The organism is Allobaileyella intestinalis (assembly GCF_009695865.1).
GTDB classification, from domain to species: Bacteria; Bacillota; Clostridia; order Peptostreptococcales; family Anaerovoracaceae; genus Allobaileyella; species Allobaileyella intestinalis.
Genome location: NZ_VUNB01000007.1, coordinates 101,182 through 126,185, shown reverse-complemented (window position 1 = coordinate 126,185; position 25,004 = coordinate 101,182). Strand labels below are relative to the sequence as shown.

The 25,004-nt window shown below is 47.5% G+C and carries 27 protein-coding genes; all 27 read right to left on the bottom strand.

Translation table 11 applies throughout. The annotated features are described in order from the left end of the window. Window positions 1-216, bottom strand: a 216-nt coding sequence (locus FYJ66_RS09005; protein WP_206157048.1) for a helix-turn-helix domain-containing protein, incomplete at its 3' end; no start/stop codon positions are given. A gap of 95 nt (window positions 217-311) precedes the next feature. Then, on the bottom strand, window positions 312-680 hold the full coding sequence (locus tag FYJ66_RS09000) for a type II toxin-antitoxin system PemK/MazF family toxin (protein ID WP_154573162.1): 369 nt from the start codon (window positions 678-680) through the stop codon (window positions 312-314). Continuing rightward, entirely contained in the window at window positions 673-993 is a 321-nt protein-coding gene (locus FYJ66_RS08995) for a sigma-70 RNA polymerase sigma factor region 4 domain-containing protein (RefSeq protein ID WP_154573161.1), read from the bottom strand. Before FYJ66_RS08995 ends, FYJ66_RS09000 begins: the two co-directional genes overlap by 8 nt. A gap of 806 nt (window positions 994-1,799) precedes the next feature. Next, the gene (locus FYJ66_RS08990; protein ID WP_090472342.1) at window positions 1,800-2,219 is read right to left on the bottom strand and encodes an RNA polymerase sigma factor; all 420 of its coding nucleotides are present in this window, start codon (window positions 2,217-2,219) and stop codon (window positions 1,800-1,802) included. 323 nt (window positions 2,220-2,542) lie between these two features. Further along, window positions 2,543-2,986, bottom strand: coding sequence for a hypothetical protein (locus tag FYJ66_RS08985; protein ID WP_154573160.1), 444 nt, complete (start codon window positions 2,984-2,986; stop codon window positions 2,543-2,545). Window positions 2,987-2,994: 8 nt separating this feature from the next. Beyond that, window positions 2,995-3,585 (bottom strand): hypothetical protein, encoded by a 591-nt coding sequence (locus tag FYJ66_RS08980; RefSeq protein ID WP_235897401.1) that lies wholly within the window; start codon window positions 3,583-3,585, stop codon window positions 2,995-2,997. Window positions 3,586-4,299: 714 nt separating this feature from the next. Next, complete coding sequence (locus tag FYJ66_RS08975; RefSeq protein ID WP_154573159.1) at window positions 4,300-4,713, bottom strand: very short patch repair endonuclease; 414 nt, start codon at window positions 4,711-4,713, stop codon at window positions 4,300-4,302. Window positions 4,714-4,728: 15 nt separating this feature from the next. Further along, complete coding sequence (locus FYJ66_RS08970; protein ID WP_154573158.1) at window positions 4,729-6,618, bottom strand: Z1 domain-containing protein; 1,890 nt, start codon at window positions 6,616-6,618, stop codon at window positions 4,729-4,731. Between the two features lies 1 nt (window position 6,619). Further along, entirely contained in the window at window positions 6,620-7,678 is a 1,059-nt protein-coding gene (locus FYJ66_RS08965; RefSeq protein ID WP_154573157.1) for a restriction endonuclease PLD domain-containing protein, read from the bottom strand. A gap of 10 nt (window positions 7,679-7,688) precedes the next feature. After that, window positions 7,689-8,795, bottom strand: coding sequence for a DNA cytosine methyltransferase (locus FYJ66_RS08960; protein ID WP_154573156.1), 1,107 nt, complete (start codon window positions 8,793-8,795; stop codon window positions 7,689-7,691). Between the two features lie 24 nt (window positions 8,796-8,819). After that, the gene (locus tag FYJ66_RS08955) at window positions 8,820-9,026 is read right to left on the bottom strand and encodes a helix-turn-helix domain-containing protein (protein WP_154573155.1); all 207 of its coding nucleotides are present in this window, start codon (window positions 9,024-9,026) and stop codon (window positions 8,820-8,822) included. Window positions 9,027-9,414: 388 nt separating this feature from the next. Further along, a complete protein-coding gene (locus FYJ66_RS08950) occupies window positions 9,415-10,395 on the bottom strand; it encodes a helix-turn-helix transcriptional regulator (RefSeq protein WP_154573154.1) in 981 nt (326 codons plus the stop codon). 191 nt (window positions 10,396-10,586) lie between these two features. After that, on the bottom strand, window positions 10,587-12,224 hold the full coding sequence (locus tag FYJ66_RS08945) for a lysozyme family protein (RefSeq protein WP_154573153.1): 1,638 nt from the start codon (window positions 12,222-12,224) through the stop codon (window positions 10,587-10,589). Between the two features lie 81 nt (window positions 12,225-12,305). After that, window positions 12,306-14,810, bottom strand: a complete 2,505-nt coding sequence (locus tag FYJ66_RS08940) for a VirB4-like conjugal transfer ATPase, CD1110 family (protein ID WP_154573152.1) — start codon at window positions 14,808-14,810, stop codon at window positions 12,306-12,308. A 22-nt stretch (window positions 14,811-14,832) separates the two neighbouring features. Continuing rightward, entirely contained in the window at window positions 14,833-15,267 is a 435-nt protein-coding gene (locus FYJ66_RS08935; RefSeq protein WP_154573151.1) for a PrgI family protein, read from the bottom strand. Beyond that, window positions 15,268-16,224, bottom strand: coding sequence for a DUF5688 family protein (locus tag FYJ66_RS08930; protein WP_154573150.1), 957 nt, complete (start codon window positions 16,222-16,224; stop codon window positions 15,268-15,270). A gap of 63 nt (window positions 16,225-16,287) precedes the next feature. Then, complete coding sequence (locus FYJ66_RS08925; RefSeq protein WP_321074046.1) at window positions 16,288-17,124, bottom strand: VirB6/TrbL-like conjugal transfer protein, CD1112 family; 837 nt, start codon at window positions 17,122-17,124, stop codon at window positions 16,288-16,290. Between the two features lie 56 nt (window positions 17,125-17,180). After that, on the bottom strand, window positions 17,181-17,507 hold the full coding sequence (locus FYJ66_RS08920) for a glutamyl-tRNA amidotransferase (protein WP_090164474.1): 327 nt from the start codon (window positions 17,505-17,507) through the stop codon (window positions 17,181-17,183). Further along, on the bottom strand, window positions 17,488-19,308 hold the full coding sequence (locus FYJ66_RS08915; RefSeq protein WP_154573149.1) for a VirD4-like conjugal transfer protein, CD1115 family: 1,821 nt from the start codon (window positions 19,306-19,308) through the stop codon (window positions 17,488-17,490). Before FYJ66_RS08915 ends, FYJ66_RS08920 begins: the two co-directional genes overlap by 20 nt. Further along, window positions 19,292-19,486: a hypothetical protein gene (locus FYJ66_RS08910; RefSeq protein ID WP_090164476.1), complete on the bottom strand. Its 195-nt coding sequence runs from the start codon at window positions 19,484-19,486 to the stop codon at window positions 19,292-19,294. The genes FYJ66_RS08915 and FYJ66_RS08910 overlap by 17 nt, the downstream gene beginning before the upstream one ends. A 2-nt stretch (window positions 19,487-19,488) precedes the next feature. Next, window positions 19,489-20,208: an ArdC-like ssDNA-binding domain-containing protein gene (locus FYJ66_RS08905; protein WP_154573148.1), complete on the bottom strand. Its 720-nt coding sequence runs from the start codon at window positions 20,206-20,208 to the stop codon at window positions 19,489-19,491. 3 nt (window positions 20,209-20,211) lie between these two features. Continuing rightward, window positions 20,212-20,964 carry a PcfB family protein gene (locus tag FYJ66_RS08900; protein WP_154573147.1) on the bottom strand — a complete coding sequence of 251 codons (753 nt, stop codon included), beginning with the start codon at window positions 20,962-20,964 and terminating at the stop codon, window positions 20,212-20,214. Further along, window positions 20,961-22,313: a relaxase/mobilization nuclease domain-containing protein gene (locus tag FYJ66_RS08895; RefSeq protein WP_206157047.1), complete on the bottom strand. Its 1,353-nt coding sequence runs from the start codon at window positions 22,311-22,313 to the stop codon at window positions 20,961-20,963. Before FYJ66_RS08895 ends, FYJ66_RS08900 begins: the two co-directional genes overlap by 4 nt. Next, the gene (locus FYJ66_RS08890) at window positions 22,304-22,639 is read right to left on the bottom strand and encodes a hypothetical protein (RefSeq protein WP_154573145.1); all 336 of its coding nucleotides are present in this window, start codon (window positions 22,637-22,639) and stop codon (window positions 22,304-22,306) included. Before FYJ66_RS08890 ends, FYJ66_RS08895 begins: the two co-directional genes overlap by 10 nt. 238 nt (window positions 22,640-22,877) lie before the next feature. Beyond that, window positions 22,878-23,330 (bottom strand): DUF3846 domain-containing protein, encoded by a 453-nt coding sequence (locus FYJ66_RS08885; protein WP_154573144.1) that lies wholly within the window; start codon window positions 23,328-23,330, stop codon window positions 22,878-22,880. A gap of 115 nt (window positions 23,331-23,445) precedes the next feature. Next, window positions 23,446-24,282: a nucleotidyl transferase AbiEii/AbiGii toxin family protein gene (locus FYJ66_RS08880; RefSeq protein ID WP_154573143.1), complete on the bottom strand. Its 837-nt coding sequence runs from the start codon at window positions 24,280-24,282 to the stop codon at window positions 23,446-23,448. Continuing rightward, window positions 24,279-24,866: a type IV toxin-antitoxin system AbiEi family antitoxin domain-containing protein gene (locus tag FYJ66_RS08875; RefSeq protein WP_154573142.1), complete on the bottom strand. Its 588-nt coding sequence runs from the start codon at window positions 24,864-24,866 to the stop codon at window positions 24,279-24,281. The genes FYJ66_RS08880 and FYJ66_RS08875 overlap by 4 nt, the downstream gene beginning before the upstream one ends. Window positions 24,867-25,004 lie beyond the last annotated feature (138 nt).

Sequence of the window (25,004 nt, the reverse complement as noted above, 5' to 3'; positions counted from 1 at the left end):
TGATTTTTCGTGTCTTGTTGAGAAATAATTTCTTAATGCATCTGCCTCAATGACTTTGTTTCTCCCGAAGTCTGTTGCAGGGAATTTCGGATCATTGAACAATTTCAGCACGGTCTTTTCGCTCCAGCCGGTCATTCTCGCAACATCTTTCGGTGTGTAGAATCTGATCTCGGTGGAAACTGCCGCCTGACCGTTGATTGGTATTTCAATATTCATGTTTCTGCCTCACGTGGCCATGTGATGATGTCAGCGTATCATCACATGGCGATTCTGTTAATTATGCGTTCTGCTTAACTTGCAGTCTTGCTTCTTTAATAGCAGGTTTTGTCGGCACTCTCACAATGCCGAAGTGCACGGTGGATCTCCCGGAATGTTAACCAGCCGACTTTGCAGCGGTAATTCAGGAGCTGCTTCTGATCCACCGTCTGACGCTGTTCTGCCATGACCATGGACCGCTTCGGAAGTCCTTTCAGTTTCGGAAGCAGTACATGCTCCGGCAGGTCCAGTCGTTTGAGCTGACTGGTAACCAGGGCACAGACATATGTAGTTGAGTTCCTGTTCAGATAATTATTCTGCGTGATTACCACCGGCCGTATTCCTTTCTGCACACTGCCCACTGTCTCCGGAAAATCCGCATAGTAGATTTCCCCCTGGCGTACGTTGAACTTCTGATCAGACATAAAGCGACAACCTCACTTTCATAGATTTCATGTGGCCAGCTAGAAGCTCGACCGGTAAATCCAGATCATTTGCGATATCGAGAAGGGACTTGCCATCCAGAAAATACAGCTTGATGATCTGTTGCTCTACAGAGGGAAGTTGCCGTATGCCTTCTTCCATTTCGCTGTTTCCGATTTGAATCACCCAATCCGTTCCTCTGTTTTCTGCATATGCTTTTACAAATCCCGGAGCTGTCAGGATGGAATCGATCATCGGTGAAAGATCGTCATTCGTATCGAATGAAAAAATTGGGTTGGTGCTAATTGGTGTCATATTGATTGGCCTCCTTTGCAGAAAAAGGATACACATTCATTTACCAGGCTCATCGGGGTAGGGTAGAGTAGAGTAAGGTAGATCAGGGGAAGTCCTTTATCTGATTTGGATTCGACATTCCCTGATTCTCCCGGTGTGATGGACCGCGCATGTACTGACCGGAAATGCAGAATTCAGATTTTCACATTTGAAATGCATCATCATTCTGCATTCCGGCTTTTTACACGATCCATTTTGTCCACGACGCCCCGGATCCCAGGAAACAATCAGGCGAAGGGTGGCTGCTTCCTTCTCATGAGCTGCCGGCTCCTCCGGGGTTCTCCCGGAGCCGCCCTCATTGCGTGATCCCGCATTCCTGCAGGGCTGTGACTGGACGGAAGTATCATTGTCCTCCCCGGCGGTCATTGCACACTGACGGCCGCCATGCCGCCTTTTGAAGTGAGACATTATCGCTATCCCGAAGGGTCCCGGCGCATCACTTCACATGCTCTCGGTGTTACCCGATATACCAGAGAGAAAGTACCTGATGAATGTGTATTCCGTTTTCAAAGTGCAGTTTGTTATCTTAAGAGGTCACCGGCTGTCATGATTTCTTTACGAAAGTCCTGCCCGATTTTGCCTCTCACCCTATAGACAAAAATGGGAGGAATTATAACGGTCTGAATCGAAATTTTTTCTGTTTTTCCCAATCCGAAGCATTTTAGGACAAAAAAAGCACCTTGCAGTTATTTGCAAAGTGCTGTGTAATGAATTGCCGCTACCCTGGTTGATTCTACTCAACCAGGGCAAAGAATTCGTCATTTTGACTACTTCAATAACTTTTCCAGCTTTCGTTTGATACGATTCAGGCGACGCGCAACAGCGGCCTGAGATATTCCAAGTTTTGACGCATATTCCGTCTCTGTCATTCCATCCTCATAGAGAGCCTTCAACAGGTCCTGCTGGCTTACGCTGAGTTCGGAAAATGCCTTTGCAATTCTTCTTTCGTGATCGGCTTTGTAATCTCTGTACCGTTCTTCTTCGATCATGGCAAAGGGATCATCTTTTGAATCTGCAAAGTATTCTTCCTTGCCGTCCAGATCAGCAAAATTTACGCTGTGACGCTCTTCCCGCTTGTCCAGTTTCCACTGCTCCCGTTTTACTGACTTCAGTTTCTCTCCCCATTCATCGCTGATCTCGATCTCAACAATTTCTTCCGTGATGAACTCATATCTGATTGTTTTCATTTCTTCCTCCTGAATTTCGAAAAGATGTAAATCTGCTTTTTTTCGAAATCAGAAGGTTACGGACCTCTGATGAATCGCAGGACCTGTCTCCGTATCCACACTGTCTTTCTCCTTTCGGGCAAGCAAAAAGGCCGGGAGAATTTCTCCCGGCCGGAGCCAATTGTCTGAAAGACAGGCATAAAAAGAGCCCCACATCCCTTTGGATATGAGGCTTCATCAACTATTCATTTTTCATATGCTGCTATCTCCCAGCATATACAGTGTAACGTCCTGCGGGTCTCAGGTCAGTACCGGACGTGTTCCATTGAGGTCGGTTTCATGTGTCATTGGAGTTTCTGTGAAGTATCAATGAGGTTCCATCCGACTCTTACCAGCTGGGCCTCCCGGTCGTTGTTTGCAGGATCGATGGTAATGTGATCATAGGCGTTATTACATTCCAGACCTTTTCCATCCTCCGAAAACGGAGCAAACTCCAGAAGATCGCCATTGGGCTTATAGAACTTCACTCCTTGGATTCCTTCGTCATTCATCCGTATCTCAAGGTCAAGGCCCGGACTCATCCGTATAATTGAGATCAATTCAACATCTTCATCACCACGATTCTTCGGATCGCTCCAGAGCAGGCACTCCAGCAATCCTTTTCTAAGTATGACCGGTGACTGGAATATCGTACGCTCACCAAATACTGCGATTCCTCCCTCCTTGTATACGGGAATCTTCTGCATTCCGTCCCGTGGCGGCCATAATTCTTTCAGTTTGATTGACATTTCTCTCCTCATACTTTCTGATAACTCCGGGCCATTTCCTCAAACATCATTTGCTGTGGCTTGTTTCCCAGCATTATCTGCCGCAAATCAGCGATACTTCCTCCCCAGATTGCCAGTCCGAAAACAATAACCGCTTCCTTCTTACGACGGTAATAGGAACTTCTTTCAAGATTCAGCTCTTCCATCATCTCTGCTTCGGTGTACTGGAACTTGCCCAGATAATACATGGACAGAATATGAGCATACAGCTCACCGTTCAGCGGAAACTCTCTGACTTTGATGATCGCAGAATCTACAATTTCAACCATCCATTTAACACTGAACAGCGCCCGTATCTTTGCGGCAAATTTCTCCTTTTGTTCATCCGGAGCGAAGTTTTCCAGATACAGCAGGGCGGTATCAAGATCACTACTGGCATACCCATATTCATAGGTAAGGTCCTCTCTGACAAGATTCGCATATTCACTTGTCTCCCAGCACACATCACGGTAGCTCTCCAGAAGCTTCTTTGCTCTGTCGTAAACTTCAGTTTCATTGATTTTCCGGCTCGAACATATCGTTGCTATTCTCTGTCTGGAGCCGTTTCTGTTGTTACCCATCTCGTCTCCCTTCGATTCGTTCTTTCACACTCTGTGCGCCAGTGGAACTTCTGATCCCGGCGTGTGCATCCCCGGCTGCTGCTTAAGCGATAGGGAAACGAATCGCTGAAGAACTCCGGCACTCCGGTAATGTACTAAGTCTGCAGCATTTCTGATTTTGTAACAAAGAAAGTGCTGCCTTCACCAGCAACAAAGCTTACACTGATCACGGCATTCTGCCGGATCACTTGGGGTAATTGTTCTGCATCAGCTGATATCAATATTATATGGCCGGTCCGGCAAAAAGTAAACATATGTTCGTTTATAAAAAGAACATCGGTCGATTTATAGACCGATGCTGTATAAAGATGGATTAATATTTAATACGATGGAAAATGTCTCTAAAAATAGCGAAGGGACCATCATAACAAGGCAAGCCTCCTCTGATGGTCCCTTTCGACTGATCACACTTGGATATTATCAAAGAATATAGGAATATATCAACCATCAAATTGTATTTCAGATGTACTGTTTTGTTTGCTTAACATTCTTAAACGCCCGGATGACTGCAGGACCATCAACTTTTCCCATGATAAGATTTTTGAATTTGCACAAACTTTGAAACATTCGCGAAGAATATACTTCTGATCGGAATAACCGTAACGGATGCATCTAATACGATTATGTGCTAAGGCCTACCGAAAGATGACTTTATGCTGATTACTCATCATTTTTTTACAGAGGGTCAAATGACTCTATTGTCTTCTCCATTATAGCATCAAAATCTTTCTTTAACTCGCATTCCCATAGGACTATAACTCGCCACCCTTCTTTTTCCAGCTCCTTGTAATGCTTTTTGTCATTTTGCACATTTCTCTCAAGTTTTAGCTTCCAGTAGTCGACATTTGATTTCGGGATCCTGCCATATTTACAGTTCTTATGCATATGCCAAAAACAGCCATTCACAAAAATCACCGTTTTATATTTCGGTAGCACAACGTCAGGCTTGCCCGGATAGCGTTTATCATTCTTCCTAAAGCGGTATCCCTTAGAAAAAAGATATTGTCGAACCAGAACCTCAATCTTGGTATCTTTCGCTTTAATCCGAGACATATTCCAACTGCGTTGTTCGGATGATACAGAATCCATGTTTCCGCCTCCGTTTCAGCTTTGATCCCCGCTATAGTACACTGCATTCCCCGGGAGCTTTATATTCGGAATCCACAGTTTTTCTCCATCCCAGCCTTTGTTTCCGGTTACTTTATACAGAGTAAGCACTACGGAATCTTTAATGGAATCGCCTAGAGCGCGGTCATTCGGCGAAAGCAGCGTCCCGGTTCCCTTCGCAATATCTCTGTTCCTTCTTACTATCATAAATCCCTGTGCAATAGGATTCTCAGCAATAAAAGAGTTGATAAAACCCTCAAATACTTTTTCGTTCCAGTCATATTCCTCTGACCCTGTTTGCTGAAGTATTTTAACAATAATCTTTAGGCTAACACTGTATTCTCCGTCAGGAAATGATGACAGCATTTCATCAAGAGAGGAAGTGCTTCTATTAATTGGATAAAAAGGGAAGTAATTTACACCACCTGAATACATTCCTATAGTATTATTATCAAGCACATTTTTTCTTGTCGGACGAATCCCAACTGGATAACAAATCTTGATGTCGCTGTCGTTTCCTGCATTCTGAATTTGAGAAATAATACTATTGTTCGTTCTGTTGATGTCACAGAACAACTTATAAAGTTTCGGAGGCATAAAGACACGCATAAGATCTGGATCCCTGTCATATCCAAACATTCTTGCATGCTGCCACATAGTATCCGCCTGAGGATTCTTTGCTACTCTGCAATAATAGATTGTCTGAAGCTGAGGGAAAGTAACACCTCTTCCTAAACTGTTTCCGCCTATTACAATATTGTTACCGGTTTCATACTGAGTATTTTCGTCATATGATACAGCAGAATTCAGAATAAGAATATTGATTCTATCTTTTTCTATATCCTCTCCGATAACTCTATAAATTTCATCAAACTCGGTGATACTTTTCTTTGTTTCTTTTAGGCTCTCATAAACCTGTCGAATGCTTTCTTTTGTTTCGGCCTCATTAAGAGAATGGTTAAGCTCATTTACATATGCACCTATTTTCTCCGCAAATTTGCTATGTTCGGATGTTTTAACACTAGGATGAATAAGAAAATTACAGACACATCCTCCGGTTAGTTTTATTTGCGCAGCTGTAATCAAATGAGTTATCAGTGCAGCTTTCAAACCATTTTCAGGGAATTCATCATCAGACAACAAATCTTTAGATTCGGCATTATCTGTAAAAACAATATGAGGATCATTATCATTTCCGAAGAAAAAATCTCCGCCCATATAGCCTCTGCCAGGCTTAAAATAGTAAATAAAATATGGTTTCCATCCGCTTTTTCTGCTCTGGAGCAGAATGGACTGTGGCGTACCTGTAACTTCAAGATAGATGCTACTTGATGTAGTCTTCTTGATATCATCAAGAAGTTTGTTGATGGTACTCTGCTGTTTTTTGTTGACTTTGGTATTCAGACTGGCTGCATCTGCCTCATCATCAACTACAAATAAAGGATTTCCTGCGACAAAATGAGTTGAGGATAGATTGTTTTTCCACTGACGAAGTACATGCACATCCTTTTTCAGCACAATAACGGCTGGTCGGCGCATATTGTTTGAAGAAAATTTAATATAGTCATTTTCATCGCATATGCAGAAATCCGACAGATCCTTTTCAGCTCTTTTATATGTTTGCTGTTGCAGAAGAATATTATTTGTTGTAAGCAGAACAAAAATCCCAAAGCCCTCATCGGCTGCAGCGCACATCAGGCCGAACATATGACTTGTTTTTCCGCTTTGTATATCGCCTACAAGGAGACTAACAACATGCTCCTGATACGAAAAATTAGCAATATACTTTGGGACCACATCATCTGCTGTTTTTTCTATTGCCTCAGCAAGAGCAGGATTCCCTTTGTCGCAAATTCTATCCAAATAGTTGTTAAAATACTTTCCCATATTATTTGACTCCGAAATCTAAGTACCAGGTATTGGGCTTCGATGTTTTTGTAAAGGTCATTGTGCTTCGTCCATAACGTCGAAGAGTATCATTTGTGACTGGAGAGCCAACTGTAAGGACGCCGGCATTTTCCAAACGGCCCTTTATCCATTTCCCTAGTATTTTCAGGTCACCTTCAGAACGAAAATTCTTATTGTAATCTCCGCTTACCTTGCACTTGAATTTCCATCCATCATCCGTAACAACATCAAAAATCGCATTTGGTGTTTTTGCTTCAGGATACCCCGGCTGAGTAGCAACATTTTTAGGAACAATGAGCTCCACTTCATACCAGTGTCTTGGTTTTACCAATCCATTTTTAGCAACTCTACCTTTTCCAAAAAAGACATTCAAATTGCTTTGTGGCGAGGCCTCTGCTCCCTTTATTGGAATCTCAAATGAAGTTGATGTCATAGCTGCTAAATATCCTGCCAATTCCGCAGATGTAATCTTCTTTACATTCTCATGCTCCTCAAGAACCATGTTGTTTTCATTAAAATCGTTAATATCGCAATCATTTATATTCTTAGTCGCTTTTCTGTTCAGCTCATAAATGAACTTTTTTATTGAATCAGCTTCTTTCGGCTGATCTATAAGAAAAGAAGTTTCATATGTCCTGATTCCACTTTCAACTATACTTCCGAGATTATTTGACCCAACAATTCCGGCGAATGTCCCATTTCTATCGCTGTATGAATACAGTTTCCCATGATATTTGAACGGTGTAACAAGCCTTACTTCACCTCTCCCGCTTCTCAGCAAATAATCATTTAATTCTCTCGCTGCATTGTATTGAATATGAGTAAACCTTTCCAAGTAATGCATGCCTATTGTAAGATTAACGGAAGAAAGATTATTATTCAGCTCTGCAATTTTTTTGAGTTCTATAAGAGAATCAGATGTTATATATCCGACAGCTATATCAAGAGTTTCTGTTCTTGAAAGGAGGTCATAAAACGTATCTAAAAAGGTTCGGTTCTTTGTCTTCACCGGAGGATAATTTGATTGAAGCAACTCCATAGCATTCTCCTTACTTCATCTGCGAAGTAACATATTCCAAGCGCTCTTTTACAGTCATCTCTTTCATCCTGTCATATTCAGGCTGCAAGTCTACCGGGGTATAATCACCGGTAAAAAGCGGTTTAAGCCTTTTGGCTAAAAGGCGCACTCCCTCCGGGGGAACGGCATTTCCTATCTGCCGTCTTACCTCAGTAATATTTCCTTCGAACACAAAACTGTCGTCAAATGACTGGAGTCGTGCGCGCTCCCGGTTAGTAAGCGCACGTGGTTCTGGATAGTGGTATCCCCACGTTCCTCCGCCTCCTGCAGCTATTATTGTTTTTGCTGGTTCGCTTCTGTTAATTCTCCTATATACATGACTTATCATTCCTTTGACATGAAGCGGGCTGTCCTCAGGGATATCTCTATAGTTGCCACCTTCAGGAATAAGCTCAAGCATTTTTCTGGTCTTTTCCTTAATATTAATTTTCTCATTATTGTAAGGAACCTTGTCTGCACCTTCTAATGCTTCTCCTGCAGTAAAATATGGGAGTTTTCCATTCGGCCCATGCGTTGGTAGAGGATGAATAAAGTCAAATCCTGTATCTATACGTATACCGACAAACAAGACCCTTTCTCTGAATTGCGGAACACCATATTCAGCAAAGTTATATAGGTGAGGTTTCACAACATAGCCCGGAGCAATCGTTTCAAAATCTTTGACAATAGTCTCTATCGCTTTTCCCTTGTTAGCAGTCAGCAGACCTTTTACATTCTCAGCAACAAACGCCTTTGGTTTCTTTGCATCTACAAATTCAGCAAAATGCCTGAACAAGCCTCCCCTTTTGCCATTTAAGCCAGGCTGCTTCCAAATAATTGAAAAATCCTGACACGGGAAGCCTCCGAGAACCATATCACAATCCGGAATAGTATCATCTGTGTAAGGATCTATTTTAGTGATATCTTTCAGATGAACAACATCGCCAAAATTCCTCTTAAATGAATCAACCGCAGCTTTATCAAAATCATTAGCCCATATTGTCTTATAGCCTTCCTCGTGAAATCCCCAATCTAGGCCACCGCATCCGGAAAAAATAGACACAATGGTCGGTTCGTATCCCTTTTTCTTATTAGGCATATAGCAACTCCTCCTTGCCTACAGTCAGTCAATCTTCTCGCGGATATCAAAGTCAATACCATTGCACCTACAATAATCATCAATCCGTTTCATTGTTTTAAGATTCGGCTTTGCCTTTCCCTTTTCCCAGCGGTTAACAGTCGCAAATGACACTCCTAAGGCCTTGGCAAATTCTTCCTGAGACATGAATGCATTTCTGCGAATATTTTTTATATCCTCCGAAAATCCCATCTCTGACCCCGTTAACATTTTTATAACATTTATATAGCATACTTATAACATTTTATCATATGCAATTCACAGTTTCAATATCAAAAGGAAATATCAATAACGTATCTACTTAAGCACCATATTATGTTCTCCTATTCTACTCTGGCTCATTGTTGCCACTGATGATTTTATTGCGAGGGGAAAAAACTCCGTCAATATTACAAAGCAGATATCAATTCCCAAAAGGATCCAGGACCTAAAAAGTCCAGGATTCGTAGGATTAGGAATGCATCGAAGTATTCTTCCACAGGTTTCTTTGAAAAGTAAAACGACCCAAGCGAATGCGTTAACTTTGCCTCCTTCTTTGTAGAAAAGAGACACCAGATAGTCATGCTTCCGGTTGCAACTATTATATTGACAAATGATTCAGTGCGGTTTCCAGCATTTTATGGTATTCATCTACCACCGGCTCTGGCGCAAGCGGTCGCATTTTTCCGGAAAACTGGAACAGCCAGCCGTAAAATGTCGGGCTGATGCTCACCATGGTCCGCAGCCGGAAATGGGTTTGTGAGATTCTCCAGGTTTCCACATCCTCGCCAAAGTGATCAATGACAGATTTCATAGTCTCCGCAGCACATTCCAGCACGACTTCCTGCTGATCTCCCGGATACATCTTGAACACTTTTTTTGCAAAGCTGTCCAGGTCGAAGTCCTTGGGCTGGATTACTGCCGGTTCGCTGCTTCGATTCAGATTCGTGAGCCGGTCCAACCGGAAAACATTCACCTCGGCTCTCTTATCCAGATAGCCCACCATGTAATAATGGTTGTCATCCCACAGAAGGGCATAGGGGCTTACTACATAGATTTCCCCGTCGTGTTTCAGGATCCGGTGCTTATCAATGGTGTAGTCCAGATACTGAAAAGTCACTTTCTGATCGTTGTTAATGGCATCCGTCAGGAGATCCACGTCGTAATAAATATTACCGTTCTCGGAGTCCATTCTGCCGGCAGTATATAGATGGCGCACCAGCTTCTCAGCCTCGTATTTGCTGGTCAGGTGACTGAGTTTCCAAATCAGCTGGTCGCACTTCGCTTTGGAAATGAATCGTGAAGAAGAAACCGCATCGATGAGCAGCTTCAGCTCCGGCAGCTCGAATTCACGACTGGCCATGAAAAAAGCATTGTAATAACTCTTGATGGTTACTATGTCATAACCTTCCGCTACCAGCACATCAATGTCGTCCTTCACCGTTTTCCGGGCTGCATTGGCGTTTGCCTCCGTAAAAATCTCCACCAGTTCGTTGGTAGTGACCGGATGATCCTCGTCAGTTTCACGATATAAATATTTAAAAAGCCGAATCAGACGCTGTTTGTTGCATAACTGTGTCATAATATTCCCACCCTCCGGATATTACTTGTTCCCATGCTAACCATGTTGAATATATCAATTCCCTCATTCTTTTCTGCGATAAATTGAATTTACAGACTTTGACAAGAGATACTTTAAATTTTACCATGTCCAACCCTTTACCTGTAATATTTTTAACAATTAACATGTACTTTGGGCGTATTATCGCCCAATCAATACTTTGGCACTCCATACCCATAGATTTGTCTTCCTCCCACCGGGTAGCTGCGCCTTCTGCAGGAGTCGGAGCTGTTTCCCTCTATGGTGTAAACGGTTCTGCCATCACATTTTTCCACCAGTCCCACGTGGTCCGGGCTGCCGTCGCCGCCCCAATCGAAGAAGATCACATCACCGGCACTCGGTTTGTAGCTTCTGGTCTGCCACTGATGATGGGACTTGAACCAGCTGATGCCGTTTCCAACAGCAGCGAACTTCGGTATTGTACCGCTTTGAATATATCCGCATTGATCTGCACACCAGGAAACGAAGCAGGCGCACCATTCCACACGGCCGTGGAAACCGTACCAGCTCCAGAATTTCTGTCCTCCTCTGTTGCCGATCTGCCGGGCAGCGACGCTGATGATCTTGCCGTTGCCGATGCCGTAGTTGTAATTACCGTACGGATAGTAACGGAGAACGTGGGCAGGGTACTGCTTGTCGCCATAGGATTTCCACCCGTGCTTTTTCGCCTGCATGTCCGAGAAATCTGAAGCGTTTTCCACCGTGTAGCCGCCGTCCCGGGCTATGGCCCAGGAGATATATCCATTGCCATAGTTGTAGCCCTGGAGCGCAAGACGGATTCGGTCCATATCCATGGGATTTTTGCACCTTGCCTCCTTCAGAGATGAAGCCAGTGCCTGAACGCCGCACTGGATGGAGTATTCCGGGTCCTTGATGCTGTTTGGAGAGTGAGGATACTTCTTGTTGTAGCCGCTTTCCGAGGCCTGCATGGGATCAGTGCCTCTGCCTCCGGACTCCTGCATCATGACGGCCTTGACCAGCTCCGTATATTCACCGATTCCGTATTGGCCGGCATATTTGGAAATCACGGCAGAATAGGCTTCTACCTCCGGGCTCACCGGCGTGTAGTTTGCCGAACTGTCATCTCCGAAGAAGTAAAACGCAGCACCAAACAGGATGCAGACCAGCAAGATCACAAAGCAGACGATTCCTCCGGCAGAGATGGCGTCGATCATTGCTTTTGCGTTTCGAATCAGATCCCGCAGTCTCCTTGCCGTTCGTTGCACCATTTTTCCAGTTCGTCGGGCAGTTCTCTTCGTGATACGGATACTCTGAAGGGATCTCTTCCGGGAATCCACAACGGTTCGCTGCTTGGCAAACTCACGGATTGCTTTCTCTTTTCCTTTTGTTCTCGCAAGCTGACGGCTGTTGGCAAAGTTCCGGATGCTTTGCTCACGGCTGCCGGGATAAATCCGGAGGCTTCTCTGCCTGCCGGCGATCTGCTGTTTTTCTGCAAGCTGTCTTTTGCGGAAACGTATGAAGCCTTGGGTTCTGACCGAGGATTCAGGAACGCCATCCTGCGCCTGACTCAACGCATAGCGGATCTTTCCCGCCGTCAATGTGGCTGTTTTTTCCGCCATATATACCGCATCTGTTCCGGCATCCTGTGCCATGCCCGTGATCCGGTTCGATGCATACTCATCCGGAGATCTGCTGCTTCGGGTGCGGTGATCGTCGATCAGGTCCTTTGTTCTGGTCTGTACGTCTTTCAACCGGCAGGTCATGGCCGCTGCCCGGTCCAGCGATTTGATGGTTCCTTTCTGAACCTGCCGGGTCTTTATCTCAGGCATACATCACTCCTCCTTTCAAAAAAATATGAGGGCCGAAATCCTCGGTCCTCATGTACGGGAGGGCGTCCCTCCCGGCTTATCCTACGATTTTTCACGTAGAGGCTTCAGGTATTTTCCCACCAAAGCATCGAACTCTTCCTGGGATTTTGCCACTTCACGGATTTTCTCCAGAATGCGGAGTTCCTGATCGGTAAGCAGGTCAGATTCAAGAGATGATGCTGCAGAAGGTTTAGAAGGTGCACGTTTTCTCACTTCCTCCAGACCTTCTCCCGGCTTGGTGGTCATCAGCTTATACAGCTTCGTGTTCTTCGGGAATTTGTTCTCGAAAGGAACCAGAGAGGAGCCCACCTTGATCAGGCCGTGTCCTGCATCCACGTTCGTGATATATGAAAGCTGAAGATCGGAGATGTTCAGCAGTCGGGCCAGTTCGATCCGGTCTGTTGCCGCCTGGTTCAGCATGACGATGAACTCGGAGTTTGAAAGCATGGTTCTGGCGGTGTGGGACTGCAGCAGGTCCAGCACGTTTTGAGTGATCCCGGTGCAGTAGGCGCCGTATTTCCGGACACGCTTCCACAGCTTGTACAGGAACTGGGCAGAATACTCGTGCATGAAGAGAATATAGATCTCGTCGATGAATACGAAGGTCTGCTTTCCTTTCTGCCGGTTTTCCGTAATGCGGTTCAGAATGGAATCCAGAATCACCAACATGCCGATGGCACGGAGCTGTTCTCCCAGCTCCAGAATGTCGTAGCAGATCAGTCGGTTTGAGGTATCCACGTTGGTCTGTCTTGCGAAGGTATTGAGGGACCCTCTTGTAAAAAGTTCCAGCTCCAGCGCCAGAGACTGGGCCTCCGGTTCCTTCTGCTTCAGCAGCTCGTCCCGGAAGTCCGCAAGAGTCGGCGGCGTGCCCATATAGTTTCCCTGCTTGTAGTAGCGGTAGACATTTTCCGTGCAGCGGTCGATGATGGACTGCTGTCCTTTGGCAAACCTGTGCCCGGCGATGATCTGCTCGCAGAGAGACTGGAGGAACTGGGATTTCTCGATGATCGGGTCTGTTTCCCCGTAATTGCTGCTCATATCCATGGCGTTGATGTGGTTCGGGGAGGTGGCGGAGATCTCAATGACGGACCCGCCCAGGGCCTTGATGAGAGGCGCATACTCACGCTCCGGATCCACCACGATGATGTCCGCATCGGTGGACAAAATGAGATTGGTGATCTCGTTCTTTGCCGCAAAGGACTTTCCGGACCCGGAGACTCCCAGGATAAAAGAATTGCCGTTCAGCAGCTTTCTCCTGTCTGCAATCATCATGTTCTTGCTGATGACGTTCTGGCCATAGTAGATTCCGTTTTTGTCATAGACCTCCTGAACACGGAACGGCATGAAGACCGCAAGGGACTCTGTGGTCAGAGTACGGAAAGCGTCTATCTTCCGGACACCGAAGGGCAGGGCAGTCTGCAGTCCCGGAAGCTGCTGGAACTTCAGAACAGCCATCTGACAGAGATGCTTTCTGGCAATGGTCATGATCTCCTCAGAATCATTGTCCAGTTGCTTCTTGCTGTCTGCGGTGTGCACCACCGTGATCACCGCAAACATCATGCGCTGGTCTCTGGTGGTCAGGTCATCAAGAAATTCCTTGGATTCCTTTCTCTGCTGCTCCATGTCGTAGGGGACAACGGCAGAAAAGTTGTTGTTCATGTTCTGCTTTCTCTGCCAGTTGGTGATATTCGTCTCCACACCAAGCAGCCTTTGTTCCACTTCCTTCACCGCCTCGTCTGTCGGCACCGGGATCACGTCGATGCTCAGCATCATGCTGCGGTTGATGTCTGTGATCTCCGCCACCATGCTGTCCTTGATATATGAAGCGTAGTCCCGGAGCAGGATCACACGGCCGAAGCGGTCACCGACCTTGAAATAGTCGGAGTGGTTCTCGTAATCGTCCGGACAGATATAGTCCTTGAAGCTGTGGCCTTTTCTCATATGGTCCTTTATGTCGAACTGAAAGCTCGTTTCCTCGCCGGTTCGCATAAAGTCGTGAATGATACGGAGACGTTCCACAGCATCCATTTCCGTGCAGACGGATCCCAGGCGGCTGAAGTGGGCGATGAGATCTGCACCAACCCGGGCAAAATATACCCGGGCGTCCTCAATGCATTTTTTGTTCACGGATATCGTGACGTACTTGTCCTGAACGATGGCATTGGAGCCGGTGGCCTTTTCCATGAGCATCTCGTTGTACTCCTCCCGGTATTCATTGAGTCCGTCATCTTTCATGTCGATCAGGATCTGCTTCTCGAAGTCCGTCCGGTTCAGCCTTCGGTTGTTGATGGTGATTTTGGTGGTGCTTCCGCTGTCCAGTGCATTCAGAAGCTCCGAGTATTCCAGGAACATGGCTTCTTTGTCCTCCCGTGAAGCCACCGCATAGTTGATGTCCTCGAACTTGTAGGTCATGGAATACTTGTTTTTCCCGGAAAGAAAAATCCCGTCAGGCCACATGGTGCTGACGGGAATGATGTCCTGGACTTTCTTCGGGACCTGAAAGCGTTCTTTGTCCTGCTTCAGGATATTGGTCAGTGTTTTGATCATATACGTTTCTCCTTGTCATTATTCAGCGGCCGGATTTTGTCTTCCTTCCGCGTTTTCTGCTGTCCCGTCTTTCTCTTGCGGCTCTTCCGCCACGCCGTCTGAGAGGGAACTTCTTTTTCCGGCTTTCCTCCGCAGACTCACGGAACATGTTGTAATAAAGATTTGTGTTGCCAAAGCAGAGATGCTCCGGCAGCAGGATTTCCGACCGGATCCATGCGGCAATGAATTTCTCTGCGGTCATCCCGTTGTACTTCAAAAATCCGATGGCAGCGAATGGTGCGGATGCGACGATGCAGATCCAGCTTACTGTCTCCAGTCCCAGAACCGGCTTAAAAGTGAAATAGATCAGAACGGCGATGGCGCAGGCCAGAACGGAGAAGATAAACTGCCGCAGCGTGAGCCCGAAAAACATGGACTCTGTATATTCACGGATTTCCCGGTTGATGCGTACTTCCATTTAGCGCGCCTCCTTTCCCCGTTCGAGCTGGATGGTGGACAGTTTCCCCTGAAAGTTGTCGAAGTGGTAGATGTTGTCGGAAAGAATGTCCTTGGGTTCTACCTGACTCCGGTTGGTTTCCTTCACCATATTCTGAAGGTCTCTTACCGGGATCTGGCTGGAATCCGGTACCAGCAGGACTTCGTGCAGACTGCTTGGAAGAACGGTGTATCCTTCGCCCAGAATGTCTGCTGCCTGTTCCTTTACGCCGGGATAGAAGAATGCTGCAGCGCCGAACTGTCTGCTCCTGCTGCTGATGAGGTAGATCGGCTCAATGCTTCCGGCATTATCCTTAAGCGGTGCATCGGTACCGGACAGAAGATTTCTTCCGTCTTTATCGCCAAAGACAACGTCCTGAAGATCCTTCATCTCGGGAGGATCTATCTTTACGGCGCTGCGGATGGCTTCCTGGAAAAGCTCATTTTTGTCGTAGCCGTTTGCTTCGGCAATTCCGTTATTTACTACCGTGCGCCAGCATTCGCTCATGTTTCTGCTGAGCTGAAGATCGCATATCAGCGCCAGACCGTTTCCCACGTCCAGATGAGGCTTGTCCAGGAGATACTCCCGGTTCCTCTTTGTCTCCACCAGACGGAGAGAAAGCTTGTCCCGGATGTTGTCAAATGAAAGATCCGGCTCTGCCGGGTCCAGCCCTCGGTCTATGCTCTCCAGGTAGGCCCTGGTCACATCTCCCATGAGGCGCTCCAGAGATGCGCCATGACGGAAAAGGTCATATGCCTGATCCAGATACAAGGTTGGGGACGCCTTGCTTCCATTCTTCTGAAAGCAGAACCCGTGGTTCTTCTGATCGTTGATCTTCACCACTTTCACTTCCTTCAGACTGAGCCCGGCTCTGACATCTTCCGGTAGCTGCCGCAGGATCTCCTGCTTCGCCATTTCCATAAATTCTTTTTCTCTCATACGAATTCCTCCTTGATTTTGGCAAAACAAAACGACAGCCGGAATTGGCTGCCGTAAATCTGATTACAGTCCCATCATTTCCCTGACGATGGCATCGCTCATCTTGACTGATCCCACCAGCACCAGCATGTTGAACACCAGCTCTCCCACGTACTTCCATACCATAGCTGCCGGAGCCGCATCTGCATCAACCACCGGCGGGGTGGATGCAAACTTGGTGAAGATGATACAGGCCAGAACGATGATCGCTCCTTCCAGACACACCGCCGCATATCCCTTCAGGAAACTGATCCCCACATTCTGAGTGGGCTGCCCGGCAAAAGTCGAGAGCGGAATCGGTGCGATGGCCGTATACATATACAGCTTGAAGAACCTGCCATAGACGGTAAGGATGATGATGAATGACAGTACTGTTATGACCAGACTGCCGATCAGCGTCACCGCCCAAAGCGGAATGCTTTCGAAGAACCCACAGTCTTCAATGGCTTTCACCATCTCTTTCGGAAGTGTCGTCTTTCCGGCAGCTGCGATTCCGGAGGACCGCATAATGGTACTTACGACTCCCTGAATAATGGTGAATATCGCCATCATCAGCTCCAGCCCGTAGGTGACAACGCCTTTTGCAATGGCAAAACGGATAAAGAGTTTCAGCGCATGCTCCGGCCGTTTCACTTCATCCAGGCTTGCGCTGGTCCTCGCCATTCCCACCAGAAAAAACAAAACGAGCAGAGCAAGCCCTATGGCCTGTACTGCTCCGTTGATGTTCAGGATCACCTTCCAGATCCCGCCGCCCTTGAAGGTCTCAGGCGATGTGGTGAGAAGCTGCCAGACTTCCGCCAGCTTTTCGTTCCACGTGTTCAGTGCATTCTGGAGGTTCTGTACTACCCAGTTGTCACTCACCGGCCATCACCTCCTGGAGTATTGATTTTTCTTGAATTTTCCATTGCCGCCTCCCACTATATGATCATGTTCAGAATTTCTTTTGTAAACGTGATGATGATCCCGCCGGCCAGCGTCAGAAATCCGTTGGCACGGGCACTGGGGTCGTGAGACTTCATCGACAATCCCACCTGCATGATGCCAAGCCCCAGCAGGATCAGCCCGATGGCTCGGATCAGGCTGAAGATAAACGTGGACAGATTGTTCACCGTGGAAATCGGATCCCCTGCCGCAAAGCAGGTGGCTGCACCCACCGTGCAGGTTAGCACCATCGCCGCATATCCGGTGATGATGCTCCGTCTCCTTATCTCATTAGTTTTGAGTTCATTCTTTTTCCTGGTCATTAAACGATTCTCCTTCCTCGAATTCACGCTGCAGATCTTCTTCTGACAAAAGCTCATATCCCGTGGGCTCTGCCGGCTGATTGTCCTCATGGTCCAGAAACGCCGATGTCAGCTGGATGCTGAAGTCCGCCTTATCCGCTATGCCGTGCAGGAACGGTGCAGCTCCGCCGTCCTCTGTCAGTGCAATATTGGGATGCCTCAGAATGTCATATTTGAGATCCTTCACCGGCCGTTCACCCCGGACAAAAAGAAGGGAATACCGGTTATCCAGCATCCGCACTTCATCCGGCGTCATCAGTTCTCTTCCTGTGTTCTGGTAATTTGTTGAATAGTTGCCGCTCCTTCCGGTGGACCGTCCGTAGGTGTTGGTATCGATGGTCTCCTTGCCCAGAAGCTCACTGACGTACTTATGGGTCTGCTGCTCGTTGCCGCCCAGATAGACGAACTCGTCGCAGTTTCCCATGATGGATTCCCAGTCTTTCTCATACAGCGCCTTGAGCTGCGCCAGATTCTGCAAAATGATACTGACCGATACGTTCCGGGAACGCATGACAGACAGGATCTTCTGAAAGTCCGAAGGCATGGACAGGTTGGCAAACTCGTCCAGCACGAAATGCACGTGAACCGGAAGACTGCCGCCGTGTTTCTTGTCTGCGCAATGGAAAAGCTGCTGGAAGAGCTGGGTGTATAAAATGGATACCAGAAAATTGAAGCTGGTATCGTTGTCCGGAATGATGGCAAACAGGGCAGTCTTCCGTTCTCCCAGTGACGGCAGGTCTAGTTCGTCGGTGATGGTCAGTTTCGCAAGGCTCTCCAGGTTGAATTTTTCCAGCCTTGCAGCCAGGGTGATCTGGATGGACTTCAGCGTCTTGGCTGCTCCGGAATGGTAGTTGCGGTAATACTTCAGAGCAATGTGATCCGGGTCCGTCTTCTCCAGATCGAAGAATAGATTGTCCAGCGGGCTGGGGGAGTTGTCCTCTTCGTCCACATCTCCGGCCCGGAGCATCTCCATGACCATGGCAAAATTCTGCTCTTCCTCCGGTGCTTCGTATTTCAGATAAAAGATCAGTGCCAGAAGCAGCATCTGCGCTGCCGTATCCCAGAAGGGATCATTGGACTGGGCGCCTTTTGGCGTGGTGGACTTGAAGAGATTGGTCACCAGCCGCTGCACGTCGTTATCGTCTCTCAAATAGACAAAGGGATTGTAGCAGTGGGATCGGTCCATTTCCTGAAGATCCAGCGCCTTAACGGCGTATCCCTTTTCCTCCAGAAGATGCCCGGTCGCCCGGATGGTCTCGCCCTTTGGATCCAGGATCACAAGAGAACTTTCACCGCACTGCATGACATTGGGTTTGCAATAAAACCGGGTCTTGCCTGCACCGGATCCTCCGATGACCATGACGTTCAGGTTCCTTCTGTGCTTTCTGCCGTTCAGACCGATCCGCACATTCCGGGTAAGCAGTTTGTTGTTTTCCGGGATCCTGTCGGCATATCTTTTGTTCAGCGTTTTTGGATCTCCCCATTTCGCAGAGCCGTGCTCCTCGCCCCGGCGGTAATTCCGCCGGGTGGAGAGCCAGACGCCGATACTGACCGCGTAAATCACAAGGGAAAGCAGGATCGTTCGCGGTGTGTTTTCCGTCATCCGGATCTGAAAAGGCTGCCGGAAAGCATCGGACAGTTCGTCCACGTGCTCCAGCAGCCCATTCCTCATATATGGCGCAGCGATCAGCGCAGCCCAGATCACGGGAATCACCCCGATGGCTGAGCCGAGCAGGATATTCTTCTTATCGGTAGTGTTCATGACAGGCCTCCGATACCAGAAATCGCTTTTGCTTCGCCTCATAGAGTTTCACCATCAGTTCATCCACAGGATCAGTGGGGAGGCCTTCCCGGATCTGCTTCGTGCGCAGATCGTTCAATGCGTTAAGCAGAATGTTCCGGTCATAGGAATCCATCTCTAAGATCAGTTTTCTTTCCATGGCTACCTCTCATTCTCACGACCGTCTCTGGCTCGGGCCAGCATCTCTCTGTTCACTTCGTCAGCCACCGTTTTCACTGCGGTCAGTTCACGGCGTACATCTTTTTCCTTGCGGCCTTCGAAGAAACGGGCAATGCGTTCGAAATCCACATCCGGCGGATCCAGCCGGTAGTGCTTCGCCATGAGATATACACTGAGATCCGCCAGATTTACGGTCCTTCCCCGAAGCGCCTCGTCACGGACAAATGTCGTCATCGCCCGCTGACGCACGACTCCCAGCAGCTCTTCCGGTGACGGCATTCCGTTCATCTCGTGGTATTCCTTCCTGCTGATCGTCCTTCCCATCGCCGTAGTCTGAGTGACATCAAAGTTCTTGCTGACCTCCGATGCAAACCCCTGACTTCCGTCCGGTTTCTCATAGGTGACCGGCTTCAGCATCAGGATGGCTTTCTCGCCTTTATTGACAAAAATATTGTCCTGCTTCCAGTCATCAAAGGAGCGGATCCATGTTGCCTCCGGTCTCTGCCGCCCGATAAGAAGGGCATTGGAAACAGAACTTCGAAGGAACCTTGCCTGTACATCCGCATAGGTCTTCAGTTTCTCCGGATCCAGAAGCTTCTGCGTCTCCTCGGACAGCATTTCAAAGATGCGGTCTTTTTCTTCTCTCTTCCGGGTTTTGTATACTTCACGGTCGAAGGTATCACTGCTATTTACCTGATTCATTCCCTATCGCTCCTTTCCCGGCCGCTTCGGAAGCGGCACTTTCACAATATTTTCTTTGGCTGAAGGCATCTTCTCTTTTTCACGGGACAGCTTCTGCTCCCGGGACTGCCGCCTCCGGTAGTAGCTCAGTTTCTCCCGGACAGATGGCTTATTCATTCCAGTCGACCCATTTGAGCGGCTTGTTTGCCTCAAGCTTGGCTCGGACGGAGGGTCGTTTGCCATCCTCGCCAAATCGGGGTTTGCCTTCTGCTTTTGTTTCCCGGGGCCTGCTCCCATGGTTCTTTCGCTCCTTGCCTCCGGCTCCTTCTTCTCCCGTGCGTCTTTTTCCGGAAAATATTTTTCCTGCTCTTTGACGCTGCCGGTGACGGACGCTGTTGGCACCGTTCCCAGACGGAAGCGTTCAGTGATCCGCTGGATCTTGGATGCGTCCTCAGCTCTTGCGATTACATCCACCACAGCGTTCTCGTCTTTGTTATTCTTGTCCCGCAGCACGCAGTAGAGCACCCCGTAACGTTTGGCTTCCTGTGTGAATTTCTTCAGGTCCTTCTGCTGCACCGTGTAAACCTTCAGTTCCTTTCCGGTTCTCAGCATGTTGGTGAGCCGGGTCTTTCCCTTTGTCTTTTGTTCTTCCTTCAGCACGGCGTGAAGAAGAATGGCGATGTTCTTGGCTCCGTTTCCGGTGATCCTCGCCGCCACCTCCACGCCTTCCAGCGACAGCCTGACGACCTGTTCTGCTGCATCTCCTCCTGGATTCATAATTGTTTTCTCTCCTTTCCCCGTGTTCTGTCCTCGATCACGGTTTCAAGATTCCGCTCTACCTGACCGGACCGTTCCCGGATGTCCCGGCAGAGCTTCAGTTCCTTCCGAGCCTCCTTCAGTTCTGCGGTCAGTTCCCTGATCTGTTCCCGACACTGCGCCTCTTCCTCTTCCGGCATCTTCCGCCGGAGCTTCTGCCTCAGTTCATCCCGCCGGGTACTGACAGCAGAGTACTGCTTTGTCAGAGTCTTCATCCGTTTTTCCAGATCCTCCTCTGTGCTGATGCTGTATCTGGCAAGAAGCTTTGCTTCTTCGCTGTACAGATCGCACTTCAAAAGCTCCTCTTTCAGGACCGCATGAAGCCTCATGGGATTCTGACGGTACTTCGGCAGGTATCCCAGCTCGTAGCAGTACCGGAGATACAGTTTTTCCAGACCGCTTCTCCCTTTGATTTTGTCGATCCTGCGCTTCAGGTCATAGTGATTGGAGCTGCGGGACTCTTTCTGCAGCCGCTTCATCCTGACACCGATATCATTTGAGAATACTCTCTGCTGGATCATCTCTCTGGTATACTGTTCGCCGAGGCGGTCGGTCCGGATGGCTTTCGTCCATCCCGGCGGAGTCACCGTCCAGTACTTCCGCCTGGGATCGAACTGATAAAGATAACCCCGCTTTTTCAGCTCCGACTTGAATTCCTCCATGTTGACGCTGACCGAAACGGCTTCGTCCAGCGCCTGCCTTGCCACATTGTACCTGGTGGGCATGCCTGCTTTCTCCATTTTGTAGAGAGAGTAGGGGATCCGCTTTCCTTCCGGATGTTCGATGACGGACAGATTCCGCTCCCGGCAGATCCGGTCGGACGCCGCACGGATCCGCATGGTCTCTTCCGTGCAGAAGTGAAAACGTTTTCCGTCCACAAAGGATACCGAGTTGAAAACGATGTGGTTATGAACATTGTTTGTATTCAAGTGAGTGGCAACCACGATCTGAAAGCGGTCGCCCCAGAGTTCCTTCGCCAGCTGCACTCCGATCTCGTGGGCTTCCTCCGGCGCCACCTCGTAGCCCTCGAAGCTCTGCATGCAGTGTCCGCATACGATTCCTCCCGTCTTGTTGAAGCTCTGTTTGGTAATGTTGAACTGTTCTCTCGCATTCTCCACATCGCAGTTGATCCCGGTAGTGAAGTACTGCTTCTCCGTTTTGCTTTCGTCGGCAGCGTAGGCAATAACATCTGCAAGCGCCTGCCGGTCTGCATCGGAGAAGTCAAGGTTTCTGGTCTTCTCCGGATTGCCGATATATGACAAAGGGTTTCCGGGATTGCCCCGGATCCTTTTGATTTTCGTCACTGCCATTCTGTTTTCCTCCTTTCCGGCATCAGGTATTTCCGTTCCATCTCGAGCCTGAACGTGCGCCATGCTTTTGCCTCTGACTCAAGAAACTCTTGTGCTTCCTCGCCGGACGTTACTGTGGATAGTGTCTGCAATCGCTCCGCAAATTCCGATATCCGGTTCATGTCCTCAAAAAATTCCGGCCCCGGTCTTTCCGGCGGAACATAGTCCCGGAGAAGGAGACGGACCAGATCGGTTTCAGTCATGCACGCCCGCTTCGCTTTCTCCGCCAGATCCTCCGCCTGCTGATCGCTGAGCCAGAACTGTTTCTTTTTTCCTCTTCTGCCCAAAATCTCACCTCCATTTTCCGGGGTCTTGCAGTAGATTGCATCCTCGCTTCGCTTCGGGCAATCCTTGCATAAACACCTGCCATTGCTCACCTGCATCGCGCTTGCGCTGCGACTTGCTTCGCAAGGCTAGGGGTATTAGGGTCCTCCCTAAATCTATGGGTGCCGGCGTCCGGTGCCCATGCCTTTGTACTCACATGGGAGTACGAAGGCTTTGCTTGCTAAAGTTATGCACAGCATCCTACCTTTCCATAGACTGTTTTCTCTCGTGCTTCATTGGATGAAATTTCTTCGACCTGATTCCGTTTTCCGAGACATAAAACTGCTCCGGAAATTCAAATTTTTTCCGCATTTTTTCTTCCAGATCAGGCGGCATGGACAGGAATTTTTCGCTTTCGACAGGTGCGTAGCAAATAAAAAACGGACCTGCAATGATCTCCTGCAGCCGTCCGTTCTGATCAAATATTCCTCTGTTCAGTTCCATGCCGAGCATTTTTCCTTCCTCGTTGCAGACGATGGCGCAGTCTCCGACGCGTGGATCCGATGCATCCTCAAAGGGCATATATTCTTCAATATTTCCCTCCACGAGCCTTTGCATCGACTCCAGATCGTCCTCGATTTCTGTAATCTCTGCCAGCTCTCCGGGCTTAAGCAACAGCACCCGGAGCTTATCGTTTTCATTATGTTCGTTCATATGAGGGTCTCCTTTCACGATTAATATGCAGTAACTTTGGCAGCACAGCGTTCTGCTGCAATAAAAAAGACGGAGACATTCAAGTCTCCGTTGCAGACATCTGCGCATCAATGATCTACAGATAAATTGATATATATCCTCTCAAACTTTCGATCATTTGATCAAAAGAAAGTTCACCGACATAAGCATTTCGCTTGCAATACAGCTCCCAGCGTTTACGAAATCCGGCATTCGATTGAATATCGTTCAAATCGCTGAGTATACTATTTGCATCAAGTTCTGTATTCCGATACGCAAAAGTTGTATTCACTGCCTCCCGCAGTTTGTTTTTATCAAGGTTATCTGATTTCAAATTAAACAGAAGGTAAAGGTCGTAAAAATCCTTGCTGCGGCTATTATCCGTCTTTCTTGAAACAACCGTCTCGAGTTTCTCTGCAATAATAGTCTCAAGGTTATATGACATTACTTTTACAGTTTTGTCATCTTCAAATACAGAACAGTATGGATATTCGATCGCATCTGGCGTTATCGGATCTCCAGTCGCAACATCTATGCTGAAGGGTTGACGTATATTCTCAATTTGACCCTCCATCGAAATTTTATATCCGGGATATTGATCTTCAATTTTAATGTTATCAATCGATTTTATAATATATCGCAGTCCATCCGAACTATCGGAAGCGGCCAGTTCTGAAAAAATCTTTCTAATTTCACTTTCACTCAATGGATGATTTCTCAAAGACATATCCATATCCATCGTTGTTCGTGTTTGTATCCCCAGTACCGATGAAAGAAGAAATCCCCCTTTCAAAATCAAATCTGTCCTGTATTTGCTTGCTGCAATGCGTTCTAAAAAATGTTCGAAGAAATACAGCAGTAATAACGTGTTGATCGAGACACCTGATTCTTTTGACCTCTTCCTGATCAGAGCCATCATTTTATCTTTGTTCATATTACCTCCAGGATGTCATCCACTTTCTTTTCAATCTTCATCACGCCGGCATAAGCACGGAGTTTCTTATAGTCTCTGTCAGGATCGCTGGCATAGGCCTTCATGGCATGAGAGAATATCTCCACATCAGCATTTTTCCTTCCTGCAATCAGGTCGCAGATGGTCCGTTCTTTGTCATAAACCCTGACCGCATTCCCGAAGACAGTTGGTTTCTCAGTGATACCCATCGCATAAATTTCTTTTTTTACAAAATGAAATATGGTTCCGTCGGAAATTCGCGAGCTGTTGTATCCTTTGTAGACGGTGACCTCTTTCTGATAGGGCACACGATCTGTCATGCCATGAAGATACAGTGCGCTTTGAAACGAATAGATACATCTGCTGTTCGTAATTTGAAAGAAATAGTACTCATCATAATCACCGGAAGCATCACAATAAATTCCTCTTGCAACTCTCTGAATGCGCCCTTTTTTGACCATTTCCGAGAGATACCAGGAGGGGATTCCCTGATCCCTTACCATAGAGGATGTGACAATTCCGTTATTCGCCTTTGCTATTGAATTAATCTTATCGTAAGTCGTCATTATTTCTTCCTTTCATGCTTACATTATTGCATATTGTTAGCGTAAAAGCAAGAATCATATCCATTTGACAACGATTCATCTGGTTCCCGTCACTATATGGACTTGAATACCACCGTTAATAACCTGTGCCTTCACCAT